The organism is Sodalis sp. RH22 (genome assembly GCF_047324165.1).
Taxonomy (GTDB): domain Bacteria; phylum Pseudomonadota; class Gammaproteobacteria; order Enterobacterales; family Enterobacteriaceae; genus Acerihabitans.
The window spans coordinates 1,096,801-1,123,278 of the sequence record NZ_CP178731.1 but is presented as its reverse complement, the minus strand read 5'-3'; the positions used below and the strand labels follow the sequence as shown (position 1 = coordinate 1,123,278).

Sequence of the window (26,478 nt, the reverse complement as noted above, 5' to 3'; positions counted from 1 at the left end):
ATACGTCGCTTCTTTTTAATTAGGTACGGCAATGAATGGTTACCTGTTACTGTTTATCGGCACCATGCTGGTAAATAATTTCGTTCTGGTTAAATTTCTTGGGCTTTGCCCCTTCATGGGTGTGTCCAAAAAACTGGAAACGGCAATGGGTATGGGCATGGCCACCACCTTCGTCATGACGCTCGCCTCGATTTTTTCCTGGCTGATTAACAGTTTTATCCTGCTGCCCCTCGACATCACCTATTTGCGCACCCTCTCGTTTATTTTCATTATCGCGGTGGTGGTGCAGTTCACCGAACTGGTGGTGCGCAAAACCAGCCCGTCGCTGTATCGCCTGCTGGGCATTTTCCTGCCGCTTATCACCACCAACTGCGCGGTGCTTGGCGTGGCCCTGCTCAATGTTAACCTCAATCATAATTTTCTGCAGTCCGCCGTCTACGGATTCAGCGCGGCGGCGGGCTTTTCGCTGGTCATGGTGCTGTTCGCCGCCATTCGCGAACGCCTGGCGGTGGCCGATGTGCCGGCGCCGTTCAAGGGCTCATCCATCGCCCTGGTCACCGCCGGTCTGATGTCGCTGGCGTTTATGGGCTTTACCGGTCTGGTGAAATTCTGATGCTGTCGCTATGGTGGGCTATTGGATCGCTAAGCGTTCTGGCATTGGTGGCGGGCGCCCTGCTGGGCTACGCCGCCCGCCGCTTCAGGGTGGAGGGCGACCCGCTGGCCGGGCAGATTGATGCGCTGCTGCCGCAAAGCCAATGCGCCCAGTGCGGTTATCCCGGGTGCCGTCCCTATGCCGAGGCGGTGGCGGGCCAGGGTGAAAAAATCAATAAATGCGCGCCCGGCGGCGAACAGACGATGCTCAAGATTGCCGGACTGATGAACATCGAACCGCAATACCTGGACGACGAAACATCGGCAGGCCAGCCGGCGGCGACGGTGGCCTGGATCGATGAGGGCAATTGTATCGGTTGCACCAAATGTATCCAGGCCTGCCCGGTAGACGCCATTATCGGCGCTACCCGGGCGGTGCATACCGTGGTCAGCGACCTGTGCACCGGCTGCGATCTCTGTGTCGCCCCCTGCCCGACCAATTGTATCGAAATGCGGCCGGTGGCGGTTTCCACCGACAACTGGAAATGGGATCTGAACACCATACCGGTCCGCCTCATCCCCATGGAACAGCATGTTTAAGCTCTTTGCCGCGTTGCGTAAGGATCGCCTCTGGGATTTTCCCGGCGGCATCTATCCGCCGGAAATGAAAACCCAGTCAAGCGGCGTGCCGCTGCGCCGTCCGCCCCTGCCGGCCAAATGCATTATTCCCCTTAAGCAGCACCTGGGGCCGGAGGGTGAACTGTGCGTAACCGCGGGTGACCGCGTGCTGCGCGGACAGCCCCTGACCGAGGGGCGGGGTCGCACCCTGCCTATCCATGCGCCCACCTCGGGAACGATTGAGGCCATTACGCCCCATACCACCGCCCATCCGTCGGCGCTGGCGGAACTCAGCGTTATCCTCACCCCCGATGGCGAAGATCGCTGGTGCGAACGCCGGCCCGTGGCGGATTACCGTCAGCGGGACGCCGGCTATTTGCTTGAACGCATCCATCAGGCCGGCATCGCCGGCCTGGGCGGCGCGGGCTTTCCCACCGCGGCCAAGCTACAGGGCGGATTGGGCGCGGTAAATACCCTGATTATCAACGCCGCGGAATGCGAACCTTATATTACCGCCGACGATCGGCTGATGCAGGAGCACGCGCTTGAGATAGTCGGCGGCATCGATGTGCTGGTCCATATTCTGCGGCCGGCGCGGGTTATCATCGGCATTGAGGACAATAAACCGGCCGCCGCCGCCGCGATGGCCGCGGCCATTGCTGATGGCGCCGGCTACCTGCTGCGCGTCATCCCGACCAAATATCCGTCCGGCGGCGCCAAGCAGCTCACGAAGATCCTCACCGGCCGGGAAGTGCCGTTCGGCAGCCATTCAGCCGCCATCGGTGTTGTCATGCTGAATGTCGGCACCGTCTTCGCCATTAAACGGGCCATTATCGATGGCGAAGCCCTGACCGAACGGGTGGTGACGCTGACCGGCGACGCGCTTAAGCGTCCGGGCAACGTCTGGGGACGTCTGGGCACGCCGGTCGGTCATCTGCTGCGCGACGCCGGCTTTACACCGCAGCCGGGCCAGCTGGTGATCATGGGCGGACCGCTGATGGGTTTTACGCTGCCGGTGCTGGATGTGCCCATCGTCAAGATCAGCAACTGCATCATGGCCCCCGCGGCCAGCGAAATGGCCCCGCCGGAGCCGGAACAAGCCTGTATCCGCTGCGGCCTGTGCGCGCAGGCCTGTCCCGCCGGTTTGCTTCCCCAACAGCTCTATTGGTTCAGCCGTGGCCAGGAGCACGAAAAAGCCCGCGGCCATCATCTGGCGGACTGCATCGAATGCGGCGCCTGCGCCTATGTCTGCCCCAGCAATATTCCCCTGGTGCGCTATTACCGGCAGGAAAAGGCGGAAATACGCGCCTTGGATCTGGAAGCGCAGCGCGCGCGGGCGGCCAAGGCGCGCTTTGAAGCCAAGCTGGCGCGGCGCGAGCGGGAAAAACAGGCGCGTGAAGCGCGCCACCGGCAGGCCGCTGTCAAGCTTGACGCGCGGGACGAACCGATGATAGAAGCGGCGCTAAACGCCTTGCCCGACGCCGGCCATGACGCGGCGGCGGTAGCAGAGCCGTCGGGGCCGCCTGCGGCGACCGTCATGCCGGCTTGCGCCGAAGAGGCTACGCCGGATCTGCGCAAAGCGGCGGTAGCGGCGGCCATCGCGCGCGTGAAAACGCGCAAAGCCGTGTCCGGCGCGCAGCCAATAAGTGACAACGTAGCGAAAAATGCCGCAAGCGACAGTACCGGCGCAACCGCCCGTCCGGCGCAGGCCGGCGCAGACAACAGTACGGCGACGTCGCATCCCGCGACCGCCGATGCCGCCGATGCGCGCAAAGCCGCGGTGGCGGCGGCCATCGCCAGGGTCAAGGCCCGCAAGGCCGCAGCAGAGGCAACCATAGGGTCCCACGAGGAATAAATGGCTTTCAGGATCGCAAGTTCCCCCTTTACCCACAACCGGCAAAGCACCCGGCGCATCATGCTGCAGGTCATGGCGGCCTGCCTGCCGGGTCTGCTGGCCCTGAGCTATTTTTTCGGCTACGGCACCCTGGTGCAAATCCTGCTGGCCGCGTTGGCCGCCTGCCTGGCCGAAGCCGCAATGGTGGCGCTGCGCCGCCAGCCGGTCGGTCCGCGGCTTGCCGACGGCTCCGCGCTGCTGACCGCGGTGCTGCTGGGGCTGAGCCTGCCGCCGCTGGCGCCCTGGTGGATGATCGTGCTGGCTACGGCGTTTGCCATCATCATCGCCAAGCAGCTTTACGGCGGCCTGGGACAAAATCCGTTTAACCCGGCCATGGTCGGGTATGTGGTGCTGCTGATCTCGTTCCCGGTGCAAATGACCAGTTGGCTGCCGGAATCGGGGCTGCGGCTGCATACCGCTTCGCTTGCGGACACCTTATGGCTGATCTTCGCCGGCCACACGCCGGGCGGCCTGGATGTGCAGCAGCTGCGCGCCGGGTTCGACGGCATGACCCAGGCGACGCCGCTGGATAATTTTAAAACCGGTCTGCGCGGCGGGAAGGATGCGCTGGCGATGCTCGGGCAACCGCTTTACAGCGGCCTGATGGGCGGATTGGGGTGGCAATGGGTCAATATCGGCTTCCTGGCGGGGGGCCTTTATCTGCTCTGGCGCAAGGTGATCAACTGGCAGATTCCGGTCAGCTTCCTGGCGGTGCTGATGATTTGCGCCAGCCTGGGCTGGTGGTGCGATGCGCGCGCCAGCGCCCCGCCGCTGCTGCATCTGTTCTCCGGGGCCACCATGCTGGGCGCTTTTTTTATCGCCACCGATCCGATCACCGCCTCGACGACAGATAAAGGACGGTTGATTTTCGGCGCCCTGGCGGGTCTTCTGACCTGGCTCATCCGCACCTATGGCGGTTATCCTGAGGGCGTGGCCTTTGCGGTGCTGCTGGCCAATATCTGTGTGCCGCTGATTGATTATTTTACGCAACCCCGCGTATACGGCCATCGCTAAGGAGCGCCGATGTTCAGGATGATGCGCAAACACGGTATTACCCTGGCGCTGTTCGCCGCGCTCACCACCGGCCTGACGGCCCTGGTGCATGGGCTGACCGAACCCGGCATCGCCCGCCAGGCCGTATTGCAGCAACAGCAGCTATTGGATCAGGTTGTGCCGCCGGCGCTGCATGATAATGATATGCTGGCTGAATGCTATCTGGTGGTCGACGATGCCCTGGGCAACGCGCAACAGCACCGGGTCTATCTGGCGCGCAAAAACGGCAGGCCGGCGGCGGCGGCCATCGAATCCACCGCCCCGGACGGCTATTCCGGCGCCATCCAGCTCTTGGTCGGGGCCGACTTTGCCGGCAACGTGCTGGGCACTCGGGTTACCGAACACCATGAAACGCCGGGACTGGGCGATAAAATCGAGCTGCGCGTTTCCGATTGGATCACCCATTTCAGCGGGAAAAAGGTCGGCGCGGCGCAGGACAGGAACTGGGCGGTAAAGAAAGACGGCGGGCAGTTCGATCAGTTCACCGGCGCCACCATTACCCCGCGCGCCGTGGTAAACGCGGTTAAACGCACCGCTGACTATTTACAGAGTATGCCGGGCGACATCGACCAGTTGCCCCGCTGTGGAGAAAACGCCGATGAGTGAAGCCGGACGCCTGATGCGCCAGGGGCTGTGGACCAATAACTCCGCCCTGGTGCAATTATTGGGATTATGCCCCCTGCTGGCGGTGTCCAATACCGTCACCAACGCGCTGGGGCTGGGGCTGGCCACCACGCTGGTGCTGGCTTGTACCAACGGCTGGATTTCCGCTTTCCGCCGCTGGGTGCCCGCCGAGATCCGGATTCCTGTTTATGTGATGATCATTGCCGCCGTGGTGTCCATCGTGCAGATGCTGATGAATGCCTACGCCTTCGGCCTATATCAGTCTCTGGGGATATTTATTCCGTTGATCGTCACCAATTGCATCGTGGTGGGACGGGCGGAAGCCTACGCCTCCCACAATCCGGTGGCCCTGTCGCTGCTTGACGGGGCGGCCATGGGCCTGGGCGCGACCTGCGCCCTGCTGGTGCTGGGCGCCATGCGCGAGGTGCTTGGCAACGGCACGCTGTTCGACGGCGCCGACCTTCTGCTGGGCAGCTGGGCCAAAGGGCTGCGGGTGCAAGTGTTCCATTTGGACAGTCCCTTTTTGCTGGCCATGCTGCCGCCGGGCGCGTTTATCGGCCTGGGATTCATGCTGGCCGCCAAATACCTGATAGACCAGCGGATGAAGGCCCGCCAGCGGCGCGCGGCGGCGGAGCGCGTGCCAAACGCCGGACAGGCGCGGGCATAATCTGATGAATAAACTCAAACGACTGGCTATCCTGAGCCGCCTGCGCGCCAACGATCCCAACCCGACCACCGAGCTGAATTATACCTCGCCGTTCGAACTGCTGATCGCGGTGCTGTTATCGGCGCAGGCCACCGACGTCAGTGTTAATAAGGCCACCGCCAAACTGTTCCCGGTGGCCAATACTCCCGAGGCCATGCTGGCGTTGGGGGTGGACGGCATCAAGTCCTACATCAAATCCATCGGCCTGTTTAACAGTAAAGCGGAAAATATCATCAAGACCTGCCGGATGCTGATTGAGCTCCACCAGGGCCAGGTGCCGCAGGATCGGGCGGCGCTGGAAGCCTTGCCCGGCGTTGGCCGCAAAACCGCCAACGTCGTGCTCAACACCGCCTTCGGCTGGCCGACTATTGCGGTGGATACGCATATTTTCCGGGTGTGCAACCGGACGCGGTTCGCTCCCGGCAAGAACGTCGAGGAGGTAGAGCAGGCTTTACTGCGGGTGGTACCGGCGGAATTTGTCGTTAACTGCCACCATTGGCTGATCCTGCACGGCCGGTACACCTGCGTCGCCCGCAAGCCGCGCTGCGGCGCCTGCCTGATAGAAGACCTGTGCGAATACAAAGACAAGGTCTATGGCGACACCGCGTAAATATCCCGCCATCGGCCCAGGCCGGTGCCCTTAACCCGGTACACGCAGGCGCCTGTCTTCAGCACGATAAACCACTGCCTTCCCGTGGCGTTTCATGATGAAACGCCATTGCCAGGCCGCGTTCACCCGGCATCGTGCTTTTTTATTTAATTGTAACGGGATATTATTCAAGCCTTGCCTATTGAGCTGAAACCCGGAAGATCCCCCCTCAGACTAATCTTATAACAATGCAGACGGGGCGCGGGCAACGGCGTCACCCCTGCTTATTTTTGCCGCTAACGCGGTGAAAACGGCAACGAGGTATTTGTGTCTACGGCAAACCACACCGCACCACCGGAAAAAATCAGCGTCAACGCATTTAAACAGCCCAAATCGTTTTATCTTATTTTCTCCATTGAGTTATGGGAGCGCTTTGGCTATTACGGCTTACAGGTCATCCTGGCCGTCTACCTGGTCAAGATGCTCGGCATGTCCGAAGGACAGTCCATCACGCTGTTCGCCTCGTTCAGCGCACTGGTGTACGGTTTTGTCGCCATCGGCGGCTGGCTGGGCGACAAGGTGCTGGGGACCAAGCGCGTGATCGTCATCGGCGCGCTGGTGCTGGCGGTGGGCTATACCATGGTCGCCTATTCCAGCCATGCCGTCGCCTGGGTGTACCTGGGCATGGCGACCATCGCGGTCGGCAGCGGGTTGTTCAAGGCGAATCCGTCTTCGCTGCTCTCGACCTGCTACCGTAAAGACGATCCGCGCCTGGACGGCGCCTTCACCATGTATTATATGGCGATCAATATCGGCTCGTTTGTCTCCACCCTGGCGACGCCGTGGCTGGCGGTCCGTTTTGGCTGGGGGGTCGCGTTTTCGCTCAGCGTGGTGGGGATGTTGATCACGCTGGTGAATTTCCTCGTCTGCCGCAGCTGGGTGCGTGATTACGGCTCCAAGCCGGATTTCGCCCCGCTGCAATGGGGACGGCTGGCGGCCGTTATCGCCGGCATCGCCGCCGCCATCGCCCTGTCGAGCTGGCTGCTGCATCACCAGACCATCGCCCGCTGGGTACTGGGCCTGATTTCCGTGGGGATCATCCTGGTGTTCGCCAGGGAGACCTTCGCCCTGCATGGCGCGGCGCGCCGGCGGATGCTGGTGGCCTTTTTAATGATGATGGAAGCAGTGGTGTTTTTTGTGCTTTACAGCCAGATGCCGACGTCGCTGAATTTTTTCGCCATCCACAATGTGGGGCACAGCCTGTTCGGCTGGTCGTTCCAGCCGGAACAGTTCCAGGCCCTGAATCCGTTCTGGATCATGCTGGCCAGCCCGCTGTTGGCGGCATTGTACAACGCCATGGGCGATCGTCTGCCGATGCCGTTTAAATTCGCCGCCGGCATGGTGCTGTGCTCGCTGGCCTTTTTTGTCCTGCCGCTGGGCGCCCGTTTTGCCAATGACGCCGGTATCGTCTCCATGAACTGGCTCATTCTCAGTTATGCCCTGCAAAGCATCGGCGAGCTGATGATTTCCGGCCTGGGCCTGGCCATGGTGGCGCAGCTGGTGCCGCAACGGCTGATGGGTTTCATCATGGGCGCCTGGTTCCTGACCACCGCCGCCGCCGCGCTTATCGCCGGCTACGTCGCCAACCTGATGGCCGTGCCCGCCGACGTGACCGACGCCCGGCTTTCGCTGGCGGTGTATGGCCACGTGTTTATGCAAATCGGTATCGTCACCGCCGTGATCGCGCTGCTGATGCTGGTATTCGCCCCACGGCTTAACCACATGTCGCGCCCGGACGACGTTCCCGCCGCCGCCCCGCCCCACGGCCCACTGACGGACGATACCCCCGCCATCGTTGGCTGATCCCTATCGTATTATCGTTATCATCATGTTCCGCCATAGGGCGAAACATGATGATATTTTTTTGTCCCATCCCTGCCAAGACGCTATCTTGCCGCCATGGTTAAACGTATCCTGTCATGATGAAATATCCTGCGATATCACACCGCGCCCATCCCGTTAAGGAGTGCCCCATGAAACTTTTTTATAAGCCCGGCGCCAGCTCGCTGACCGTGCATATCGCCCTGCGTGAGGCGGGAGTGGACTTTACGATAGAAAAAGTGGATTTGGCCAATCTCAAAACCGAACACGGCGAAGATTACCGGGCGATAAATCCCAAGGGACAGGTGCCGGCCCTGCTGCTCGATGACGGCACCGTGCTCACTGAAGTGGTGGCCATCGTCCAATATCTGGCGGATTTGGTGCCGGATCGCCATTTGATCCCGCGGGCGGGCACCTTGTCCCGCTATCAGGCGATGGAATGGCTCAATTACGTGGCCAGTGAAATGCATAAAAGCCTTGGCCCGTTGCTGCAGCCCGATATGCCAGAGGATTACAAAAGCCTGCTGCGCCAGCAGCTGGACGCCAAATTGCTTTATCTGGATCGGGAGTTGGCCGATGGCGATTACCTGCTCGGCACCCGCTTCACGGTGGCCGACGCCTATCTGTTCACCATGCTGACCTGGGCGCAGGCCCTGAAGTTTGATTTACCGGCGACGCCGGCGGTGGCGCGGTATTTTAAACGGGTGGCGGCGCGTCCCACGGTGGACGCGGCGCTGGCGGCGGAAGGGCTGAAATAGCGTTCACGGCGGCATGACGCCGCCGGTAAAGATGACTAACCCTATTTGATCTCTTTGGCGGGAAAGTGATGCTGCGGCAAGGCTATCTGATCCTGCGCCGCCACCACCTGCAGCTCATACTCATTCATCTCTTTGGTCAGTTTCATGACCTCGTACACCGCGGCGGTAACATGCTCCAGCGCCTTGACGGGCGACAGCCCCTTCAGCAGGTTGACCAGCAGCAGGCCGCTGGTTAAATCACCGACGCCCACCGGCTGGCGATCGCCAAAATCCACCAGCGGACGGCTGGTATGCCAGGCATGCTCCTTGCTCACCAGCAGCATTTCAAAATTGTTTTTATCATAGCCGGCATAGCTGAGGTATTTTACCAGCACCAGCTTCGGTCCTTGGGCGCACAGTTCGCGGGCGGTGGCGATGGCTTCATCGATATTATTGACCGCATGGCCGCTGAGCTGCTCCAGCTCAAGCAAATTGGGCGCGATGATATCGGCGTTCGGCAGGCCGCGCTTGCAATGAAATTCCGCCACCCCGGGAGCCACGATACACCCTTTTTCCGGATGGCCCATTACCGGGTCAAGGAAATACCAGGCGTCGGGATTGGCTGCTTTTACCTGGCGCACAATCTCCAGGATATGTTCGCCCTGCTCGGGCGCCCCGATATAACCGCTCAGCACCGCGTCGCAGTTTTTCAACTGGTCCACGGCGGCAATACCTTTCACGATTTCGGTTAAGTGCGCGGCGGGCATCACGCAACCGGTCCAGTGACCATACTGGGTATGATTGGAAAACTGGACGGTATTAAGCGGCCAAACATTGACCCCCATGCGGCGCATGGGAAACACCGACGCGCTATTACCCGCATGCCCGAACACCACATGGGACTGGATAGACAGAATATTCTTCATTACGTTGCCTTAAAGCCCTTGGCCTGGCGGCCGCATCGACACAAAGCAGGAGGCCGGCGGCCTCCTGTAGCAGTTATAAAAATCATTCCCAGCAAATCAGGCAGTAGTTTTTCTTGCCGCGGCGCAGCAAGGTATAACGCCCATACAAGCGATCGGCGGCGCTGAAGACATACTCCGCCGAAGATTGTTTTTCGCCATTCACCGCGATGGCATTAGAGCCGATCAGGGTTCTGGCCTGGCCCCGGGACGGCACCAGTCCCGCATCCACCAGCGCCTGCTGCAGATCCGCGCCGTCGCTCAGGGCGATGGTGGGCATGCCGTCCTGCGCCAGTTGCGCCAGATCGTTGGCCGTCAGGGCCTGCAGTGAGCCGGAAAACAGGCTGTCGGTAATCCGCACCGCCGCCGCCAGCCCGGCTTCGCCGTGCACCATCCGGGTCACCGCCTGCGCCAAGACATACTGCGCGCGCGGCGCGCCGTCGGTGTTACGGTCTTCCTCTTCCAGGGCGTTAATCTCTTCCATGGGCATAAAGGTGAAGAACTTCAGGAAGCGGTAGACATCCGCGTCGGCGGTGTTAATCCAGAACTGATAGAATTTATACGGGCTGGTCTTGGCGGGATCCAGCCATATCGCCCCGCCTTCGGTCTTGCCGAATTTGGTGCCGTCCGCTTTGGTGATAAGCGGCACGGTCAAGCCGTAAACCTGCTTCTGGTTCATGCGCCGGGTCAGGTCGATGCCGGAGGTAATATTACCCCACTGATCCGACCCGCCGATCTGCAGCTCGACGCCGTATTGCTTGTTCAGCGACGTGAAGTCATACCCCTGCAGCAGGTTGTAGGAGAATTCGGTAAAGGAGATGCCGCTGTCGTCGCGGTTAAGCCGCTGCTTGACCGCTTCCTTGTTGATCATCTGGTTAACCGAGAAATGCTTGCCGATGTCACGCAGGAAGGTCAACACATTCATGCTGCCGAACCAGTCGTAGTTGTTGGCGGCCACGGCGCTGTTTTCGCCGCAGTCAAAATCCAGAAACGGTGACACCTGGCGCTTGATTTTATCCACCCATTCCTGCACCGTTTCGGCGGTATTTAATTTACGTTCGACGGCCTTGAAACTCGGATCGCCGATAAGTCCCGTGGCGCCGCCCACCAGCGCCACGGGACGGTGGCCGGCCAGTTGAAAACGCTTCAGGCACAATAGTGGCACCAGATGTCCCAAGTGCAAGCTATCGGCGGTCGGATCGAAACCGCAATACAGCGACAGCGGCCCCTGAGCCAGGCGCTCGGACAGCGCGGCCTCATCCGTGACCTGGGCAATCAGGCCCCGCTCTTGCAATTGTTGTATCAGGTTGCTGCTTGCCATCAAAAAACTCCATTATTGCTGTAAGTATCGGTGCCCAGGCACCCTAAAGTCATGTGCCGGCGGCGTCAGGGCGCCAGACGGTCTATCGCCCATCCCTCGTCCCGGCGCTGGTAGATAAACCGGTCATGGAGCCGGTGCTCGCCACCCTGCCAGAATTCCATTGTATCAATATTCACCCGGTATCCCCCCCAAAAACTGGGCAACGGCACTTCACCCTGCTGAAATTTCTGCTTTAACTCGAGAAATTTGCTTTCCAACACCCCGCGCGCGGATATCCGGCTGGATTGACGGGAAACCCAGGCACCGATTTGGCTGTCTTTGGGCCGGCTGTGAAAATATTTCATCACTTCCACCAGCGACAATCGCTCGGCGCGTCCCAGCACCATGACCTGGCGTTCGAGCGCATGCCAGGGAAAATGCAGGCTGATGCGGGAGTTATGCGCCAGGTGCCCGGCCTTGCGGCTGCCGAGGTTGGTGTAAAACACCATGCCGCGGCTGTCGAAATGCTTGAGCAGCACCATGCGCTGATAGGGCTGGCCGTGTTCATCCACCGTCGCCGCGCACATCGCGGTGGGGTCGGGAAGCTGCGCCTCGCAGGCCTGTTGCAGCCAGCGCTCAAACAGAGTCAGCGGTTCAGACGTCAGATCCGCGCGCCGCAAGCCCCCGCGGGTATATTCGCGGCGCAAAGCGGCGATATCGATTTTTTGTTCAGTCATAGTGATATTCTGCGTCGGGCCAGGGCGTTATTGTGCGCCGCGTGGCTAAAAATCTCAATCATTTAGCACCGTTCAACCGGCGATAATACAGTCGTTTATGATGACTTTACCTTCGCGTTCGACAAACGCGTTCGGGCCTTTCGACCAGAACGTATAGTGCCCATCGCTATAGCGCGTCCCGGAGGCGGACATCACCTGCGGCAGGTTAAGCTGTTTGCCGTCGAGAATAAAACTGACCTGCGCCGGTTCCGTGCGTTGGCGTACCGTCAGCGGCGTGGTGCCGCATTGATAACGCAGCGTTTGCTCGCCCGGGCCGCGATTGAACTGGCTACAGGCGGTAACGGTAATCACACAGGCAAATATAATAAGCCGATTAATCATAGTTTCCCCTTGGTTTACGCCGCCGTCATGCGGCGGGATAGGTCGTCCGGGCCGCGCGTCGTGCCGCGGCTCCTGGCCACCTTAATCAACCCGGCCGCGCCGCTGAAGCGGACCTGTCTGAAAAGCGCGGCGGCGGGGACGCAAACCTTTATACCGGATAAATGGCCCCCAGCAGCGTTTCCCTGCTGGCGCCGGTAACCGACGGCAGATTGCCCGGCAAACCCGATAAAGTGCGAAAGGCCAGCCAGGCAAAGGCCAGGGCTTCCATATCATCGCCGCTCACGCCGTATTTATCGGTGGAACTGACCTCCATACCGGGCAACAGCGCGGACAGCCGGGCCATCAGCAGCGGATTGCGCGCCCCGCCGCCGCAGACCAGAAGACGTTCGCAGCCGCCCGATAGCAGCACTTGTTCCGCAATGCTCATGGCCGTTAATTCCAGCAGCGTCGCCTGCACATCCCGGGGCGGTATCGGCACGAAATGGGTGAGCTGATACGTCAGCCAGCCAAGGTTAAAATATTCCCTGCCGGTGCTTTTCGGCGCCGGCTGGGCAAAATAACCGTCCGCCAGCAACTGCTGCAGCAGCCCCTGGTGCACCTTGCCCCCCAGGGCCCAGACCGCATCCTTATCGTAAGGAACGGCCTGGTGGCGCCAGGCCCAGGCATCCATCAGGATATTGCCGGGACCGGTGTCGTAGCCGCGGATCGGTTGGCCGGGCAGCAATAACGACAGATTGGCAATGCCGCCGATATTGAGCACCATGCGCCGCTCGCCGGGATGCGCCAGCAACGCGTGGTGGAAACCGGGCACCAACGGCGCGCCCTGGCCGCCGAAGGCCATATCGCGGCGGCGGAAATCCCCCACGGTGGTAATGCCGGTCAGGGCGGCGATGCGATTATTGTCGCCGATTTGCATCGTGCAGGGCGCCTCGGCGTCCGGCTGATGCCAGACGGTTTGTCCATGGTTGCCGATGGCGGTGATCTCGTGCGCCGCCACGCCGGCGCTCTCTAGCATGGCCAGCACCGCCTCGCTGAAAAGTATGCCCAGGCGGGTATCCAATTGCCCCACCTGTGACAAGGTCACGGATTGTCCCTGGCATATGGCCAGAATTTGATGTTTGAGTTCCTGTGGTATGGGATGCCCGTAACTGTATTGCTGCGCCACAGTATGCTCGTCGATGGCGGCAAGCACCACATCCACGCCGTCAAGGCTGGTTCCGGACATTACGCCTACATAGCGACCTGTTCTCATTGGCCTGCCCTTTTCCTTCGCAAAAATTTCATTTATCGATTCCGGATGTCTACGTTAAACAGGTTTGATGAATCAGGCTATGAAAAGCCGTCAAATTTTGGAAGTTGTTACAATAAAATAACCTGGCGGGCAAAAGCTTAGCGTTAAAATCATTGCTATAATTAAGAAAAGAGGTCTGTTGATTCATTGTTTATGAATTCTACAATATTATCGACTACAGTAGGCTATCGAAGTAGCGCCTGGAAACAGATACTATTGACGATTGCAACAACATTGGCATTTGTTCTGTCTCGGTTTGCCTTGACGAACGGCGTATAACAGGAGTTTTTCAATGATGAAACGTTTGCTCGTGGTCACCCTGGCTGGATTGACGCTGGCGGGCTGTGCCAGCAACAACAGTCTTTCCGGTGATGTCTATTCCGCCAATGAGGCTAAACAGGTACAAAGCGTGACGTACGGTACGCTGGTAGGCGTAAGGCCGGTACAAATCCAGGGCGGAGAGGATTCAAACGTTATCGGCGCCATCGGCGGCGCGGTCTTGGGCGGGTTCCTCGGCAATACCCTCGGCGGCGGCACCGGCCGCAACCTGGCTACGGCCGCCGGCGCGGTGGCGGGCGGCGTGGCGGGCCAGGGCGTCACCAGCGCCGCCAGCCGTTCGCAGGGCGTGGAACTTGAAGTGCGCAAAGACGACGGCAATACTATCATGGTGGTGCAAAAACAAGGAAATACGCGGTTCAGCGTAGGACAACGCGTGGCTATCGCCAGCAACGGGCGCAACGTGACGGTTTCTCCGCGTTAATTACCGCCCCGCCGCATAACGCAGCGGCGCAGGCGAAAGACCTTGGCATAAAAAAACCGGCGCTATTTGCCGGTTTTTTATAGAGAACATGTCGTTGAACCACGCTATGTCAGGACTTATTATAAAGCTCGAGGATATTCTTCTCCAGCCGTGCAATCATATTACTCAGAAAATGAATCTCCTGCTCTGAAATACCCGTCAGGATTTCATCCCGGGTACTATTGATGACATGGTTCACTTCTTTGATGATGGGCTCTGCGGACTCCGTCAATTTAATACGTTTCGCCCGCCGATCGTTCGCACAGGTATGGCGAGTGATCAGCTTTTTCTCTTCAAGCTGATCAAGCGTTCGAACCAATGAGGGCTGCTCAATGCCGATAGCCTTTGCCAACTGAATTTGCGACTGCTCCGGCGGAAGCTGGCAGATATTATGCAACGTGATCCAATGCGTTTGTGTCAGTTCTAGCGGTTTTAAGCGATGGTCAATCAAAGCGCGCCAAACACGAACAAGTCGCGCCAAATCAGATCCTAATGGCGATTCCAATTCTCTCTCCTTATAATTAAGCTGATTAAGCTTGTTCCCTGGATTCCCATCCATTCTAATGGGTGGAATGGCAAATTACAAATATATATATATATGAATAAGGTTGAAGTTAAGTTGAGCTAGATGTAATACCCATGTTGTTCCTTTGAAATATGGGACAGCACCGCTGAGCGCATTACTCCTTGCCGGTCGTCAGCCTTGACGAGGGTTGCGGCCCTTCATTGCGTAAAACTTTCCGCTTAGTATAGGGTAAGCGTTGGAAACCTCATATAATCCGTCCCTGGCACTGGTTGCCCCGGCATTCTCACATCAACGCCTATAGTATGCCAAGCGGATTATTCATGACTGTATCACTATTATTGTCATTCATCGTGATTTATTGTTAATTTAAGTTAAATGAAGACATAACAAATATCATTATGTCATGTATTCGGTCTAATAATGTAATAACAATATATAAATAACAAGTTATTAGCGTGCATATTAATAATTAACTATGAGTGCCGGGGTTGTGATAATCGCCATCCCGACGTTCAAGATACTCAGTGGAATAAGGTTGCACGCCTGCGGGGTGTTAAAAAAGCGAGGGCTGTTCCGGACCTGCGGGTTCTGCGGGCGTGCTCTTGCCGGCCCGCAGCTGGCGCAGGTAGCGTTGATGACATAGCCGCAGCACTTCGCGCTTTTGGCCGTCGTTCATCGTGATCCAGTCGAAACGTTCCTGGCGGGAGCGCAGGCAGCCACGGCAAAAGCCACGGTCATCGGATTGGCAGACGCCGCGGCAAGGACTGGTTATGATGAAAAACTCAAGCTGTTCCGGCACGTGCCCTCCTGTTTAACTTTTATTGAAGACGTTATTTCACCGGCTGGCAAGCTTATGACGGCAAAAATCGCTTGCCCGGGGGAAATCGACACGGTTATCCGGCTGCCAGGTCAAGCAAGGCAGGACTACTTTTCCTCCACCGCGCCGAAGGTCTGGGATATACTGTTAAACCACGATCTCACCAAAGGCGATGGATAAAACGTCGTCATTGTCTATAGAGGATATCATGCGCCTGCTTCATACCATGCTCCGCGTCACCGATTTACAGCAATCAATTGATTTTTATACAAAAATACTAGGAATGCGCCTACTGCGCACCAGCGAAAATACGGAGTACAAATACACCCTGGCCTTTGTCGGCTACACCGAGGAGACGGAAGGCGCGGTGATTGAATTGACCTATAACTGGGGCGTCGATAGCTACGAGCTGGGTACCGCCTACGGCCATATCGCGCTCGGGGTTGACGATGTGGCCGCTACCTGCGACCGCATTCGCCAGGCCGGCGGCAAGGTGACCCGCGAAGCGGGACCGGTCAAGGGCGGCACGACGGTTATCGCTTTTATCGAAGATCCCGATGGTTATAAAATCGAGCTGATTGAACAAAAACATGCCGGCAAGGGCCTGGGCAAATAAAGTACCAGCCCGGCCCCGCCAAATCCGCTATCCTGGGGAGAAGGGAGCGGATTCGCCATGCATCCGGCGCTAAAATTTGCCATAATGCGGGCTGTTTTCCTTAAAAATTAAGAACAGGCATGGCTGAACTTGATGATGTAAATACCCTTCGCGGCCGTTTTCGCGGCTTTTATCCAGTGGTAATCGATATTGAATCCGCGGGCTTTAACGCCGCAACCGACGCCTTGCTCGAAATCGCCGCCGTCACCCTCAACATGGACGATGAAGGCTGGCTGGTCACCGACCAATGCCTGCATTTCCATGTCGAGCCTTTTCCCGGCGCGCAACTGCAGCCGGAAGCCCTGGCCTTTAACGGTATCGACCCGACCAACCCGCTGCGCGGCGCGGTGAGCGAGTACGAGGCGCTGCATGAAATTTTCAAAATGGTGCGCAAAGGCATTAAGGATCGGGGCTGCAACCGCGCGATTATCGTCGCGCACAATGCCGGGTTCGACCACGGATTTCTTATGGCGGCGGCCGGACGGGCGGCATTAAAGCGTAATCCTTTCCATCCGTTTGCCACCTTCGACACCGCTGCTCTCAGCGGGCTGGTGCTGGGCCAGACGGTGTTGGCCAAAGCCTGCGCGGCCGGAGGCATCGAATTTGACGCCGGCCAGGCGCATTCCGCGCTCTATGACACCGAACGCACCGCTGAATTATTTTGTGAGCTGGTTAATCGCTGGAAACGTCTCGGCGGCTGGCCTGTTCCCCCCGTCGGCGAGCCTGCCGCCGGCGAGCACGCCTAGCCGATGCTTGCGTCCGGCGGTTAAAAACCCCCGCCGCAAGGGGCGGGGGTTATCCGCAGGCGTCCCGGGGAACTCAGGAAGGGGTCTGGTTTTCCTGGGAGTTGTATTTTACCGCGGTCTCTTTGATCAACGGTTGCAACTCGCCGTGCTGATACATTTCGATAATGATATCGCAGCCGCCGACCAGTTCGCCGTCCACCCACAGCTGTGGGAAGGTCGGCCAGTTGGCGAATTTCGGCAACTCGGCGCGAATATCGGGATTTTGCAGGACATCCACATACGCGAAACGCTCACCACAGGCGGAAAGCGCCTGTACTGCCTGTGCGGAAAAACCGCAGCCGGGCAATTTTGGCGAGCCTTTCATATAAAGAAGAATCGGGTTCTCAGCTATCTGCTGCTGAATTTTTTCAATCGTCGTCATTGTCTCGCTTCCTCAAGCCAGCATCTGGCCTTATCTGCACTGTGCGGGATTACACGCAGTCTCTTCATTTTAGCCACTACCGGCTAAACAAATAAACGTTTTTTTGCCGGCCCGCGCGGTAAAGGCGCGTCAATTCACTCCCGGCCCGCCCACGTAGGACAGGCAATACTATCACTGTAGCGGCTTTTACCCCCTGCCGCCGAACAAAACGGGCTGAAACATTCGGTGCACACCCTCAAAATATGTTGAATAAAGCGCCGCTGAACGCTGTTAAATGCAGCAAAATCGAACTTATTCACGTTTATACACAATAAGTAGTGAATTGATGATGCAATGACGAGGTAAATAGCTTAAATTCCTGTGAGGTGTTGATAACCCCCTATTTTGGGCCACATAAGGATAGCGTTTATCATGCGTTTATGCTTTACGCTTTTTGTGTTGCTTTTTACCCAGTTGTTTTTGAACCTGGCACATGCCGCGCCGAGCGCCGGCGTCAATGCCGATCAGCGCAAATCCCAGGCAGCGGCGGCAAAAACCGGCGACCGGCGCAAACGCAAACCGGTAAAAATAGCCAAGAAAAGCAAACCTGTCGCCAGCGCGCCCGCCGTCAGTGAAAAAGCCAGCATTAAAAAATCGCCGGAACCGGCGCATGAAAAAGCCGGCGTGAAACGGCCTTTGGAACCCGCGGTGGCGAAAACCGGCGCGAAGAAAAGCAAAACCTCCCCTCTTGCCAAGGCATCAAAAACCACGGCGACGAAAAAAATAGCCTCCTTCACTCCGCCGAAAAAAGGCTATAAAAAAGGTTACGGCCGGCACCGGATGATAAAAGATCAGGCGGCGGTAGAACTGGTGGCCAACGATCAGCCGATAAAGATGAGCGAGAGCCATAAGAAACGCTACCAGACCGCCAAGCTTACCGCCATGAATAAACTCCTCTCCCAAATGGGCAAGCCTTACCGTTGGGGCGGCATGTCGCCTAATACCGGCTTTGACTGCAGCGGCCTGATTTATTATGCCTACAAGGATGTGGTACGCATCCATATGCCGCGCACAGCCAACGAAATGTACCACCTGCGCGACGCAGCGCCGGTTAAGAAAGACGAGCTGGAAAGCGGCGACCTGGTCTTTTTCCATATTTCCAATCGCGGCGCGGCGGATCACGTCGGCGTCTATCTTGGCAATGGTCGCTTTATCCAGTCGCCCCGCACCGGCAGCGATATCCGTATCAGCTATCTGAGTGAGGATTATTGGCAGGATCATTACGTGGGCGCCCGCCGGGTGGTCACGCCGAAAAATATCCGCTGAAGGCGCGCCGGAAAAAAAAGAGGAGCCAAGGCTCCTCTTTTTTATATCTGAACCGAGAGGGTGTCAGTTCATGACGGCGGTAAAGCTGAAGACAATAATCACCAGCAGCGAGAACACCGTGGTCAGTAACGACATTTTTAAATCGCTGTCCATTCTATCTCCTTAACGTAAACCAGGGCGCCGGCCTTATCCACCGGCCCGCAGAGCAGTTATCGTCAGTTTGCCATAACAGCGATGAAAAAGCTTGCTCCCAACCTGTAGCCGCCACATTTAACACTTTCACTTTGGCGCGGGATGAACGAAAATTAACGGTTAATTCCACAGCGTCGGAAAGTGCTTGCGCCTTCGACAGACATTATTCCAGCCAGGGCGTACGGGAGTATCAAAGGCATGGCAACCATTAAAGATGTGGCAAAACGCGCTAATGTATCGACAACCACCGTTTCGCATGTGATCAATAAAACCCGTTTTGTTGCGCAAGACACTCAAATTGCCGTGCTGGACGCCATTAAACAACTGCATTATTCACCCAGCGCCGTGGCGCGCAGCCTGAAGGTCAATCGCACCAAGTCCATCGGCCTGCTCGCCAGCACCAGCGAGGCGCCCTATTTCGCCGAAATTATCGAGGCGATTGAGCACCATTGCTTTGCTCGCGGTTATACCCTGATATTGTGCAATTCGCACAATGATCTCGAAAAACAGCGCGCCTATCTGGCGATGCTGGCGCAAAAGCGCGTCGACGGCCTGCTGGTGATGTGCGCCGAGTATCCCGAAACGCTGCTGGATATGCTTGAGGAATATCAGCATATCCCCATGGTGGTCATGGATTGGGGTGAGGCCCGCCGTGATTTTACCGACACCATTATCGATAACGCCTTTGCCGGCGGTTATATGGCGACGCAATATTTGCTTAAACGCGGCCATCGCGCCATCGGCGCCATTCCCGGACAGCTGGCGCGCAACACCGGCGGCGGCCGCCACCGCGGCTATCTGCATGCCATGGCGGAGGCCGGCATCCCGTTAAACGACCGCTGGATTGTGCAAGGCAATTTCGAGCCTGAATCCGGCTACCTGGCGATGAAACAAATCCTGGCGCAAACGCCGCGTCCCACCGCGGTCTTCTGCGGCGGCGACATTATGGCCATGGGCGCACTGTGCGCCATTAATGAAATGGGCCTGAGCGTACCTGAGGATATTTCTATCATCGGCTACGACAACGTGCGCAATTCGTGCTTTTTCAGCCCGGCGCTGACCACCATCCATCAGCCTAAAGAGGATTTGGGCGAGGCGGCGCTTACCATGCTGCTCGATAGGATTACCAGCAAACGCGAGAACGCCAAAACCATCGAAGTCCATCCGTCGCTGATTGAACGCCGTTCGGTCGCAGACGGTCCCTTCCCCGCTTAAGGCCACGCGCCAGGCCCGGGCAACGGGCTGGCGCCTCCAGGGTCTGTTGCTATGTAAAGCGCCGTCCGCCTCGGACACAAGATTTTTCATATAATGATCTCTGTGCAAAGAGTTATTGTTTCAGCGAGAAATCATTAAGTTATAATGGGAAATACATTAGCGCGTTAGCTATTGTCTAAATTAAAATGCAGGCTTATACTCAATATCGTTAACAATTATAACGAGTTGTCTAATAAATTTGTATAAAAGTATGTCGTGTTTTCCAACATGACATCACCCTTTTATAAAGCGCCCGGCTAAGTCGCAGTCTAAGGTTTACTTTATATTCCTCTGTTGATGGTGATACTTCAGACACCACGGATAACCGTGGATTCTTATAAAGCCCGCAGGCATGGTGAGTGCTTTTCCTGACGGGGCACTGCAGAAGAAAGGTGATGGAGAAGCTATGAGTTCCTCGTGCGTTGAAGACCTGAGCTTTCATGATAATGATTGGTACCGTATCGTCCATGAATTGCTCTCTGAAGCCGGTATTGAACTCAATGGTTCAAGACCATTTGATATCCGAATCAAGAATCCGGGATTTTTTAAGCGCGTATTGCAGGATGGATCTTTGGGATTGGGCGAGAGTTACATGGATGGCTGGTGGGAGTGTGAGCGGCTGGACATTTTTTTCCAGCGTGTTCTCAGGGCGGGTCTGGAGAATAAACTTCCGCATCATTTAAAAGATACCTTACGCATTGCCGCCGCCCGGCTGATGAACCTCCAGTCGCGCAAGCGGGCCTGGATCGTGGGCAAAGAACATTACGATTTGGGTAACGATCTGTTTGAAAAGATGCTCGATCCCTATATGCAATATTCCTGCGGCTACTGGAAACAGGCGACCACCCTCGAGGAAGCCCAGCAGGATAAGCTGAAGATGATTTGCGAAAAACTGCAGCTGCGACCCGGCCTGACGCTGCTGGACGTGGGCTGCGGCTGGGGCGGGCTTGCCGCCTACGCGGCCAGGAATTATGGCGTATCGGTACAGGGCGTCACTATCTCTGCCGAGCAGCAAAAGCTGGCGCAAACGCGCTGCGAGGGACTGGATGTCACCATTTTGCTGCAGGACTATCGCGATCTGGATATGCAATTTGACCGTATTGTTTCAGTCGGCATGTTCGAACACGTAGGCCCCAAGAATTACGCCACCTATTTCAACGTTATCGATCGCAACCTGAAACGGGATGGCCTGTTCCTGCTGCATACCATCGGCTCGAATATCACCGATATGAATGTCGACCCGTGGATAAATAAGTATATTTTTCCTAACGGCTGCCTGCCGTCGGTACAGCAGATTGCCCATGCCAGCGAAAAGCATTTTGTTATGGAAGACTGGCATAACTTCGGCTCTGATTACGACAAAACGCTCATGGCCTGGTATGAACGTTTTGTCGCCGCCTGGCCGGCGCTGTCCAACAAATACTCCGACCGTTTTTACCGAATGTTCAGTTATTACCTGAATGCCTGCGCGGGGGCATTCCGCGCGCGCAATATCCATTTATGGCAGGTATTGTTCAGCCCGGAAGGCGTGGATGGCGGTATTCGCGTACCCCGTTAATACCATGGAACGCCAGGCCCTTTAACACCGCACTCAAGGCAGGCGTGTTAAAGGGAGAGCGCGCCGATGGGGTCGAAGCGGCCATCTCCTGGCCGCCAGAGCGCCCCATGGCACGCCTGGCTCGCCAACACCGCACTCAAGGCAGGCGTGTTAAAGGGTATTTAACGTCGCGGCAATCGCCGCCTCCCGCTGCGCCAGCACACGCTCCACCGTATCCACCACCGCCTGGGTCTGGGGATCGATTTCAATATTGATTTGCTGCCCCAGCCTTTTTTTACCCAACGTGGTGCGCATCAGGGTTTCCGGTATTAAATGCACGCAAAATTTATCGGCCGCCACCTCGCCGATAGTCAGGCTGATGCCGTCGATGCCGATATATCCTTTATACAGGACATATTTCATCAGCGCTTTGTCCGGCATTCTGAACCAAATCTGCCGATTATTTTCCGACGTCACGATTTTCACAATCTCGGCAGTGCACATGATATGCCCGGACATCACATGTCCGCCGATCTCGGCGTTAAAGGTGGCGGCGCGTTCTACGTTCACCTCATCCCCCACCTGCAGATCGCCCAGATTGGTCACCCGCAGCGTCTCTTTCATCAAATCAAACGCCACCACGTCGCCGTTAATGCCGCTCACCGTCAGGCAACAGCCGTTGTGCGCCACGGAGGCGCCCTCCTCCAGACCGGACAACATCGCCGCCGGCAGGGAAACGAAATGCGTGCGAAAATTCGCTTTTTCTTCAATTGCCACAATGGGCGCGGTGCCCTGAACAATACCCGTAAACATAACCTTGGCCTCTGTAAACCACCGCTGGAATCAGTCAGGCTAGTGTGCACGATTTCCCCAGGAAATCCAAATCCGCCGCCGCACGGATTTGTGTCGTCCCGCACTGGTATAACCGGACAAATGCTTTACACTATGCCGCAGATTTTTAACCTTTATGTTAACTTTCGCCTGCTTATTCCATACACATAAAACCATAGGTGCCTACGTGCAGAAGTACTTCCTGGAAGCGCGTACATTAATGTCCTTGGCCATACCGGTTATTTTCGCGCAAATAGCCCAAACGTCGATGGGCGTGGTCGATACCATCATGTCCGGCTCCGTCAGCGCGACGGATATGGCGGCGGTTGCCGTCGGCACGTCCATCTGGCTGCCCACCATCCTGTTCGGCCACGGTCTGATCCTGGCCCTCACGCCGGTTATCGCGCAGTTGAACGGGTCCGGGCGGCGCGAACGTATCGCCCATCAGGTACGCCAGGGATTCTGGCTGGCGGCGGCCGCGGCGATTTTGGTTATGGCGGTGCTGTATAACTGCCGCCTGGTCATCGAGAGAATGCGCCATGTCGATCCCGTGCTGGCGCAAAAAGCTGTCGCCTACCTGCATTACCTGCTGTGGGGCGCGCCCGGCTATTTGTTTTTCCAGGTGCTGCGTTGCCAATGCGACGGTCTGTCCAAAACCAAGCCCGGTATGGCGATAGGTTTTCTCGGCCTGCTTGCCAACGTGCCTATCAATTACATTTTCATCTACGGCAAATTCGGCATCCCGGCCATGGGCGGCGTGGGGTGCGGCATCGCCACCGCATCCGTCTACTGGCTCATGTATGTGGTGATGTGGCTTTATATGCGCCGGGCCGGCAGCTTTCAGGATTTGCATCTGCCGGGCGGGTTTTCCCGGCCCGACTGGACGGCGCTGCGCCGGCTGGCCGGCCTGGGTTTACCCGTCGCCCTGTCGCTGTTCTTTGAAGTGACCCTGTTCGCCGTGGTTGCGCTGTTGGTGACGCCGCTTGGCATCGTCGCGGTGGCGGGACATCAAATAGCCTTGAACTTCAGCTCCCTGATGTTCGTGCTGCCGCTGTCGATGGGCGTCGCTGCCACGATCCGCGTCGGATTCCGCCTGGGGCAAAATGATGTGGAACAAGCGCGGGTCGCCGCCTGGACCAGCCTGGGCATGGGCGTTATGCTGGCCTGCGTGACCGCGGTATGCACTTTCCTGTACCGGGTGGAAATCGCCCGGCTGTATAACGATACGCCGGCGGTGGTGGCGATGGCCTCCCATCTGATGGCGCTGGCGGCCATCTACCAGATCTCCGATTCGATCCAGGTGATTGGCAACGGCGTACTGCGCGGATACAAAGACACCCGTTCGATTTTTTTCATTACGTTTACCGCCTACTGGTTGCTGGGCCTGCCGTGCGGATATGTGCTGGCGCTGACGGATTATGTCGTGCCGGCCATGGGGCCGAGCGGTTTCTGGACAGGCTTTATCATCGGCCTGACGTCGGCGGCACTGCTGATGACGCTGCGTATGCTTTGGCTGCAGCGCCAGCCCTCACGGCTGATTCTCAATCGGGCGGCGCGCTGACGGCGCCCTGGCGGTTAAAAAACCGGCACGCTGTGTATTAGATGGGCAGTTGTCGGTCGCGGGCGGTAAAAAACGCTTTTTCCTCTTGCATGCGGTGATATTGCCCGTTAATATTCGTCCCGCTGTCAGGCAGATGGCGATGTGTAAAATGCGTTCTTAGCTCAGCTGGTTAGAGCACCACCTTGACATGGTGGGGGTCGATGGTTCGAGTCCATTAGAACGCACCACTTCTTGTGCGTCCGTAGCTCAGCTGGTTAGAGCACCACCTTGACATGGTGGGGGTCGGTGGTTCGAGTCCACTCGGACGCACCATATTATTTTCCTCCCTGGTCTGTACCCCGCTGGTGAACGCAGTTACCTGCATTTTCTTCTTTTTTTCTCTCCGTTACGTCAACCTAAAAGCGGCCGGCAAAACAAACATCCGGGATCCCGTGGTGTTAATCCCTCATGGCGTTATTGTTATCTGTTGCTGGTATTTACGTCCATTGTTGCGCACCGGTTACCGATTTTATTGTGCATCTGCGCAACACTTGATACTAAAAATTTGCATATTTACCACAAATGCACTCTTTTTCACGGCTTACGCATTATTTGTGCTGTTTTTATCTTGTTTCCGCCGGCCCAATAACTATAATACAAAACGTTATTTCAATTGAATGGCTTAAGCCCCGTTGATTTGCCAAATACTAATTAAAACAGACTTATCCACTACCGCTTGCCGGCACGTTCGGCCAGATAATTTAGCTATATTTTCATCATTTTCTCACTTTTGTCTCCTATCCTTGAACATGGGGAACAGGCTCGCAAGGCTGCACAATTTTTCGTCGTCGATATTCACCGGCGATATATCAGATTTATCATCCAACACAACTTGCAGATATCATTGTTATGAAAAAGACAAAAATCGTTTGTACCATCGGTCCAAAAACTGAATCGAAAGAAATGCTGTCAAAGCTGCTGAACGCGGGCATGAACGTCATGCGCCTTAATTTCTCCCACGGCGACTTTGAAGAACACGGCAACCGCATTACCAACCTGCGCGCCATCCTGCAGGAAACCGGCAAGAAAGCCGCCATCCTGCTCGATACCAAAGGGCCGGAAATCCGTACCATGAAACTGGAAAACGGCAACGATGTTTCCCTTACCGCCGGCCAGACCTTTACGTTCACCACCGACCAGACGGTAGTCGGCACCAAAGAACGCGTCGCGGTCACCTACCCGGGCTTTGCCAAGGACCTGTCGGTCGGCAATACCGTGCTGGTGGATGACGGCCTGCTGGGCATGGAAGTTATCGACGTTACCGATACCACCGTGGTCTGCAAGGTGTTAAACAACGGCGACCTGGGCGAAAACAAAGGCGTTAACCTGCCGGGCGTTTCCATCGCCCTGCCGGCGCTGGCGGAAAAAGACAAAGGCGATTTAATCTTCGGCTGCGAACAGGGCGTGGACTTCATCGCCGCCTCGTTCATCCGTAAACGCTCCGATGTCCTGGAAATTCGTGAACACCTGAAACAGCATGGCGGCGAACATATCCAGATCATCTCCAAGATTGAAAATCAGGAAGGCCTGAACAATTTTGACGAGATTCTGGAAGCCTCCGACGGCATCATGGTTGCCCGTGGCGACCTGGGTGTGGAAATACCGGTGGAAGAAGTGATCTTTGCCCAGAAGATGATGATCGAAAAATGTAACCGCGCACGTAAAGTGGTCATTACCGCCACCCAAATGCTCGATTCCATGATCAAGAATCCCCGCCCGACCCGCGCTGAAGCCGGCGACGTGGCCAACGCCATCATCGACGGCACCGATGCCGTAATGCTGTCCGGTGAAAGCGCCAAGGGGAAATATCCGTTGGAAGCCGTGACCATCATGGCCACCATCTGCGATCGTACCGACCGCGTCATGCCCAGCCGCATCGACAGCATTAACGACAGCCGCAAACTGCGTATCACCGAAGCCGTATGTCGCGGCGCGGTGGAAACAGCCGAAAAGCTGGAAGCCCCGCTGATTGTCGTGGCGACCGAAGGCGGCAAATCCGCCAAAGCGGTGCGTAAATACTTCCCTAAGGCGGAAATCCTGGCGCTGACCACCAATGCCATTACCGCGCGTCAGCTGCTGCTGTCCAAAGGCGTAACCTGCCAATTGGTGGATGAAATCGCCTCTACCGATGATTTCTACCGCATCGGCAAAGCCATGGCCATCGAAACCGGCCTGGCTAAAAAAGGCGAGATCATCGTCATGGTGTCCGGTGCCCTGGTACCGAGCGGCACGACCAATACCGCGTCCGTTCATCTGCTGTAAATCCGGGTTTACCCACCTGCGCCTCCGGCTTGCCGGAGGCTTTTTTTTGCCCGCAGAGAATGCCGCGCCCGGTAATTCTGTTGTACCGCTCCGACGGCGTGCAATAATTCTATCGCAATAGCACAAAAAGGGCCTGGTTTTTACCCCGACTTAATCGGAGTTTTCTTAT

Annotated in this window: 26 protein-coding genes, 2 tRNA genes and 1 pseudogene; 19 read left to right on the top strand and 10 right to left on the bottom strand. The window is 57.1% G+C overall.

All coding sequences use genetic code 11. The features are described 5' to 3' along the window. Window positions 1-31 precede the first annotated feature (31 nt). The 9 genes and pseudogenes from rsxA (at window position 32) to gstA (ending at window position 8,714) form a co-directional block, all read left to right on the top strand. The gene (rsxA, locus tag ACL2XN_RS05145; RefSeq protein ID WP_410015042.1) at window positions 32-613 is read left to right on the top strand and encodes an electron transport complex subunit RsxA; all 582 of its coding nucleotides are present in this window, start codon (window positions 32-34) and stop codon (window positions 611-613) included. Next, window positions 613-1,191 (top strand): electron transport complex subunit RsxB, encoded by a 579-nt coding sequence (gene rsxB, locus ACL2XN_RS05140; protein ID WP_410015041.1) that lies wholly within the window; start codon window positions 613-615, stop codon window positions 1,189-1,191. Before rsxA ends, rsxB begins: the two co-directional genes overlap by 1 nt. Then, window positions 1,184-3,040: pseudogene (rsxC, locus tag ACL2XN_RS05135) on the top strand (electron transport complex subunit RsxC); the annotation flags it as partial. The gene rsxB and the pseudogene rsxC, both read left to right, overlap by 8 nt. 24 nt (window positions 3,041-3,064) lie before the next feature. Further along, complete coding sequence (gene rsxD / locus ACL2XN_RS05130; protein ID WP_413722890.1) at window positions 3,065-4,117, top strand: electron transport complex subunit RsxD; 1,053 nt, start codon at window positions 3,065-3,067, stop codon at window positions 4,115-4,117. A gap of 9 nt (window positions 4,118-4,126) precedes the next feature. Further along, window positions 4,127-4,762, top strand: coding sequence for an electron transport complex subunit RsxG (gene rsxG, locus ACL2XN_RS05125; RefSeq protein WP_413722891.1), 636 nt, complete (start codon window positions 4,127-4,129; stop codon window positions 4,760-4,762). After that, window positions 4,755-5,447 carry an electron transport complex subunit E gene (locus ACL2XN_RS05120; RefSeq protein WP_410015038.1) on the top strand — a complete coding sequence of 231 codons (693 nt, stop codon included), beginning with the start codon at window positions 4,755-4,757 and terminating at the stop codon, window positions 5,445-5,447. The genes rsxG and ACL2XN_RS05120 overlap by 8 nt, the downstream gene beginning before the upstream one ends. 4 nt (window positions 5,448-5,451) lie before the next feature. Then, window positions 5,452-6,096, top strand: a complete 645-nt coding sequence (nth, locus tag ACL2XN_RS05115; protein ID WP_413722892.1) for an endonuclease III — start codon at window positions 5,452-5,454, stop codon at window positions 6,094-6,096. A gap of 306 nt (window positions 6,097-6,402) precedes the next feature. Then, complete coding sequence (dtpA, locus tag ACL2XN_RS05110; RefSeq protein ID WP_413722893.1) at window positions 6,403-7,938, top strand: dipeptide/tripeptide permease DtpA; 1,536 nt, start codon at window positions 6,403-6,405, stop codon at window positions 7,936-7,938. 170 nt (window positions 7,939-8,108) lie between these two features. After that, entirely contained in the window at window positions 8,109-8,714 is a 606-nt protein-coding gene (gene gstA / locus ACL2XN_RS05105; RefSeq protein WP_410015035.1) for a glutathione transferase GstA, read from the top strand. A 41-nt stretch (window positions 8,715-8,755) separates the two neighbouring features. Here gstA and pdxY read toward each other — a convergent pair whose 3' ends face one another. The 5 genes from pdxY to anmK form a co-directional block, all read right to left on the bottom strand. Further along, complete coding sequence (pdxY, locus tag ACL2XN_RS05100) at window positions 8,756-9,619, bottom strand: pyridoxal kinase PdxY (protein ID WP_410015034.1); 864 nt, start codon at window positions 9,617-9,619, stop codon at window positions 8,756-8,758. Between the two features lie 82 nt (window positions 9,620-9,701). After that, the gene (gene tyrS, locus ACL2XN_RS05095) at window positions 9,702-10,976 is read right to left on the bottom strand and encodes a tyrosine--tRNA ligase (RefSeq protein WP_413728401.1); all 1,275 of its coding nucleotides are present in this window, start codon (window positions 10,974-10,976) and stop codon (window positions 9,702-9,704) included. A gap of 65 nt (window positions 10,977-11,041) precedes the next feature. After that, window positions 11,042-11,692: a pyridoxamine 5'-phosphate oxidase gene (pdxH, locus tag ACL2XN_RS05090; RefSeq protein ID WP_413722894.1), complete on the bottom strand. Its 651-nt coding sequence runs from the start codon at window positions 11,690-11,692 to the stop codon at window positions 11,042-11,044. A gap of 72 nt (window positions 11,693-11,764) precedes the next feature. Continuing rightward, window positions 11,765-12,073: an MliC family protein gene (locus tag ACL2XN_RS05085; protein ID WP_410015031.1), complete on the bottom strand. Its 309-nt coding sequence runs from the start codon at window positions 12,071-12,073 to the stop codon at window positions 11,765-11,767. Between the two features lie 148 nt (window positions 12,074-12,221). Next, window positions 12,222-13,325 (bottom strand): anhydro-N-acetylmuramic acid kinase, encoded by a 1,104-nt coding sequence (gene anmK, locus ACL2XN_RS05080; RefSeq protein WP_410015030.1) that lies wholly within the window; start codon window positions 13,323-13,325, stop codon window positions 12,222-12,224. A gap of 331 nt (window positions 13,326-13,656) precedes the next feature. Between anmK and slyB the strand changes: the two genes are divergently transcribed. Next, window positions 13,657-14,124, top strand: coding sequence for an outer membrane lipoprotein SlyB (gene slyB, locus ACL2XN_RS05075; RefSeq protein WP_410015029.1), 468 nt, complete (start codon window positions 13,657-13,659; stop codon window positions 14,122-14,124). Between the two features lie 109 nt (window positions 14,125-14,233). On the opposite strand, the gene slyA is transcribed toward slyB, so the two are convergent. Further along, complete coding sequence (slyA, locus tag ACL2XN_RS05070; protein ID WP_162365814.1) at window positions 14,234-14,668, bottom strand: transcriptional regulator SlyA; 435 nt, start codon at window positions 14,666-14,668, stop codon at window positions 14,234-14,236. 574 nt (window positions 14,669-15,242) lie between these two features. Next, complete coding sequence (locus tag ACL2XN_RS05065; protein WP_410015028.1) at window positions 15,243-15,488, bottom strand: DUF1289 domain-containing protein; 246 nt, start codon at window positions 15,486-15,488, stop codon at window positions 15,243-15,245. Window positions 15,489-15,714: 226 nt separating this feature from the next. Here ACL2XN_RS05065 and gloA point away from each other — a divergent pair, with 226 nt between their 5' ends. Together gloA and rnt are read left to right on the top strand one after the other, a co-directional pair. Then, window positions 15,715-16,122, top strand: a complete 408-nt coding sequence (gene gloA, locus ACL2XN_RS05060; RefSeq protein ID WP_413722895.1) for a lactoylglutathione lyase — start codon at window positions 15,715-15,717, stop codon at window positions 16,120-16,122. A gap of 119 nt (window positions 16,123-16,241) precedes the next feature. Then, entirely contained in the window at window positions 16,242-16,907 is a 666-nt protein-coding gene (rnt, locus tag ACL2XN_RS05055; RefSeq protein WP_410015026.1) for a ribonuclease T, read from the top strand. A 73-nt stretch (window positions 16,908-16,980) separates the two neighbouring features. Here rnt and ACL2XN_RS05050 read toward each other — a convergent pair whose 3' ends face one another. Further along, on the bottom strand, window positions 16,981-17,328 hold the full coding sequence (locus tag ACL2XN_RS05050) for a Grx4 family monothiol glutaredoxin (protein WP_410015025.1): 348 nt from the start codon (window positions 17,326-17,328) through the stop codon (window positions 16,981-16,983). A gap of 411 nt (window positions 17,329-17,739) precedes the next feature. Here ACL2XN_RS05050 and ACL2XN_RS05045 point away from each other — a divergent pair, with 411 nt between their 5' ends. Continuing rightward, window positions 17,740-18,633 carry an NlpC/P60 family protein gene (locus ACL2XN_RS05045; protein ID WP_410015024.1) on the top strand — a complete coding sequence of 298 codons (894 nt, stop codon included), beginning with the start codon at window positions 17,740-17,742 and terminating at the stop codon, window positions 18,631-18,633. Between the two features lie 63 nt (window positions 18,634-18,696). Here ACL2XN_RS05045 and ACL2XN_RS05040 read toward each other — a convergent pair whose 3' ends face one another. Beyond that, window positions 18,697-18,786: a YnhF family membrane protein gene (locus tag ACL2XN_RS05040; RefSeq protein WP_162365808.1), complete on the bottom strand. Its 90-nt coding sequence runs from the start codon at window positions 18,784-18,786 to the stop codon at window positions 18,697-18,699. A 237-nt stretch (window positions 18,787-19,023) separates the two neighbouring features. Between ACL2XN_RS05040 and purR the strand changes: the two genes are divergently transcribed. Both purR and cfa read left to right on the top strand, forming a co-directional pair. Further along, the gene (purR, locus tag ACL2XN_RS05035; RefSeq protein ID WP_410015023.1) at window positions 19,024-20,040 is read left to right on the top strand and encodes an HTH-type transcriptional repressor PurR; all 1,017 of its coding nucleotides are present in this window, start codon (window positions 19,024-19,026) and stop codon (window positions 20,038-20,040) included. A gap of 445 nt (window positions 20,041-20,485) precedes the next feature. Further along, entirely contained in the window at window positions 20,486-21,637 is a 1,152-nt protein-coding gene (gene cfa / locus ACL2XN_RS05030) for a cyclopropane fatty acyl phospholipid synthase (protein ID WP_413730414.1), read from the top strand. A 150-nt stretch (window positions 21,638-21,787) separates the two neighbouring features. Here the strand turns inward: cfa and ACL2XN_RS05025 are convergent, their stop codons facing one another. Further along, complete coding sequence (locus tag ACL2XN_RS05025) at window positions 21,788-22,429, bottom strand: riboflavin synthase subunit alpha (protein ID WP_413730413.1); 642 nt, start codon at window positions 22,427-22,429, stop codon at window positions 21,788-21,790. A 205-nt stretch (window positions 22,430-22,634) separates the two neighbouring features. On the opposite strand from ACL2XN_RS05025, the gene ACL2XN_RS05020 reads away from it, so the two are divergent. From ACL2XN_RS05020 to pykF, 4 genes are all read left to right on the top strand, one after another. Beyond that, on the top strand, window positions 22,635-24,008 hold the full coding sequence (locus ACL2XN_RS05020) for an MATE family efflux transporter (protein ID WP_410015020.1): 1,374 nt from the start codon (window positions 22,635-22,637) through the stop codon (window positions 24,006-24,008). 150 nt (window positions 24,009-24,158) lie between these two features. Continuing rightward, window positions 24,159-24,235: transfer RNA gene (locus ACL2XN_RS05015), tRNA-Val, on the top strand. 8 nt (window positions 24,236-24,243) lie between these two features. Then, window positions 24,244-24,320: transfer RNA gene (locus ACL2XN_RS05010), tRNA-Val, on the top strand. 576 nt (window positions 24,321-24,896) lie between these two features. Next, window positions 24,897-26,309 carry a pyruvate kinase PykF gene (gene pykF / locus ACL2XN_RS05005; RefSeq protein WP_410015019.1) on the top strand — a complete coding sequence of 471 codons (1,413 nt, stop codon included), beginning with the start codon at window positions 24,897-24,899 and terminating at the stop codon, window positions 26,307-26,309. Window positions 26,310-26,478 lie beyond the last annotated feature (169 nt).

What these genes read in the sequence shown, in the direction of transcription:
- rsxA (WP_410015042.1), top strand. Translation starts at nt 32, where the DNA reads ATGAATGGTTACCTGTTACTGTTTATCGGCACCATGCTGGTAAATAAT.
- rsxB (WP_410015041.1), top strand. Translation starts at nt 613, where the DNA reads ATGCTGTCGCTATGGTGGGCTATTGGATCGCTAAGCGTTCTGGCATTG.
- rsxD (WP_413722890.1), top strand. Translation starts at nt 3,065, where the DNA reads ATGGCTTTCAGGATCGCAAGTTCCCCCTTTACCCACAACCGGCAAAGC.
- rsxG (WP_413722891.1), top strand. Translation starts at nt 4,127, where the DNA reads ATGTTCAGGATGATGCGCAAACACGGTATTACCCTGGCGCTGTTCGCC.
- ACL2XN_RS05120 (WP_410015038.1), top strand. Translation starts at nt 4,755, where the DNA reads ATGAGTGAAGCCGGACGCCTGATGCGCCAGGGGCTGTGGACCAATAAC.
- nth (WP_413722892.1), top strand. Translation starts at nt 5,452, where the DNA reads ATGAATAAACTCAAACGACTGGCTATCCTGAGCCGCCTGCGCGCCAAC.
- gstA (WP_410015035.1), top strand. Translation starts at nt 8,109, where the DNA reads ATGAAACTTTTTTATAAGCCCGGCGCCAGCTCGCTGACCGTGCATATC.
- pdxY (WP_410015034.1), bottom strand. Translation starts at nt 9,619, where the DNA reads ATGAAGAATATTCTGTCTATCCAGTCCCATGTGGTGTTCGGGCATGCG.
- tyrS (WP_413728401.1), bottom strand. Translation starts at nt 10,976, where the DNA reads ATGGCAAGCAGCAACCTGATACAACAATTGCAAGAGCGGGGCCTGATT.
- pdxH (WP_413722894.1), bottom strand. Translation starts at nt 11,692, where the DNA reads ATGACTGAACAAAAAATCGATATCGCCGCTTTGCGCCGCGAATATACC.
- ACL2XN_RS05085 (WP_410015031.1), bottom strand. Translation starts at nt 12,073, where the DNA reads ATGATTAATCGGCTTATTATATTTGCCTGTGTGATTACCGTTACCGCC.
- anmK (WP_410015030.1), bottom strand. Translation starts at nt 13,325, where the DNA reads ATGAGAACAGGTCGCTATGTAGGCGTAATGTCCGGAACCAGCCTTGAC.
- slyB (WP_410015029.1), top strand. Translation starts at nt 13,657, where the DNA reads ATGATGAAACGTTTGCTCGTGGTCACCCTGGCTGGATTGACGCTGGCG.
- gloA (WP_413722895.1), top strand. Translation starts at nt 15,715, where the DNA reads ATGCGCCTGCTTCATACCATGCTCCGCGTCACCGATTTACAGCAATCA.
- rnt (WP_410015026.1), top strand. Translation starts at nt 16,242, where the DNA reads ATGGCTGAACTTGATGATGTAAATACCCTTCGCGGCCGTTTTCGCGGC.
- ACL2XN_RS05050 (WP_410015025.1), bottom strand. Translation starts at nt 17,328, where the DNA reads ATGACGACGATTGAAAAAATTCAGCAGCAGATAGCTGAGAACCCGATT.
- ACL2XN_RS05045 (WP_410015024.1), top strand. Translation starts at nt 17,740, where the DNA reads ATGCGTTTATGCTTTACGCTTTTTGTGTTGCTTTTTACCCAGTTGTTT.
- ACL2XN_RS05040 (WP_162365808.1), bottom strand. Translation starts at nt 18,786, where the DNA reads ATGGACAGCGATTTAAAAATGTCGTTACTGACCACGGTGTTCTCGCTG.
- purR (WP_410015023.1), top strand. Translation starts at nt 19,024, where the DNA reads ATGGCAACCATTAAAGATGTGGCAAAACGCGCTAATGTATCGACAACC.
- cfa (WP_413730414.1), top strand. Translation starts at nt 20,486, where the DNA reads ATGAGTTCCTCGTGCGTTGAAGACCTGAGCTTTCATGATAATGATTGG.
- ACL2XN_RS05025 (WP_413730413.1), bottom strand. Translation starts at nt 22,429, where the DNA reads ATGTTTACGGGTATTGTTCAGGGCACCGCGCCCATTGTGGCAATTGAA.
- pykF (WP_410015019.1), top strand. Translation starts at nt 24,897, where the DNA reads ATGAAAAAGACAAAAATCGTTTGTACCATCGGTCCAAAAACTGAATCG.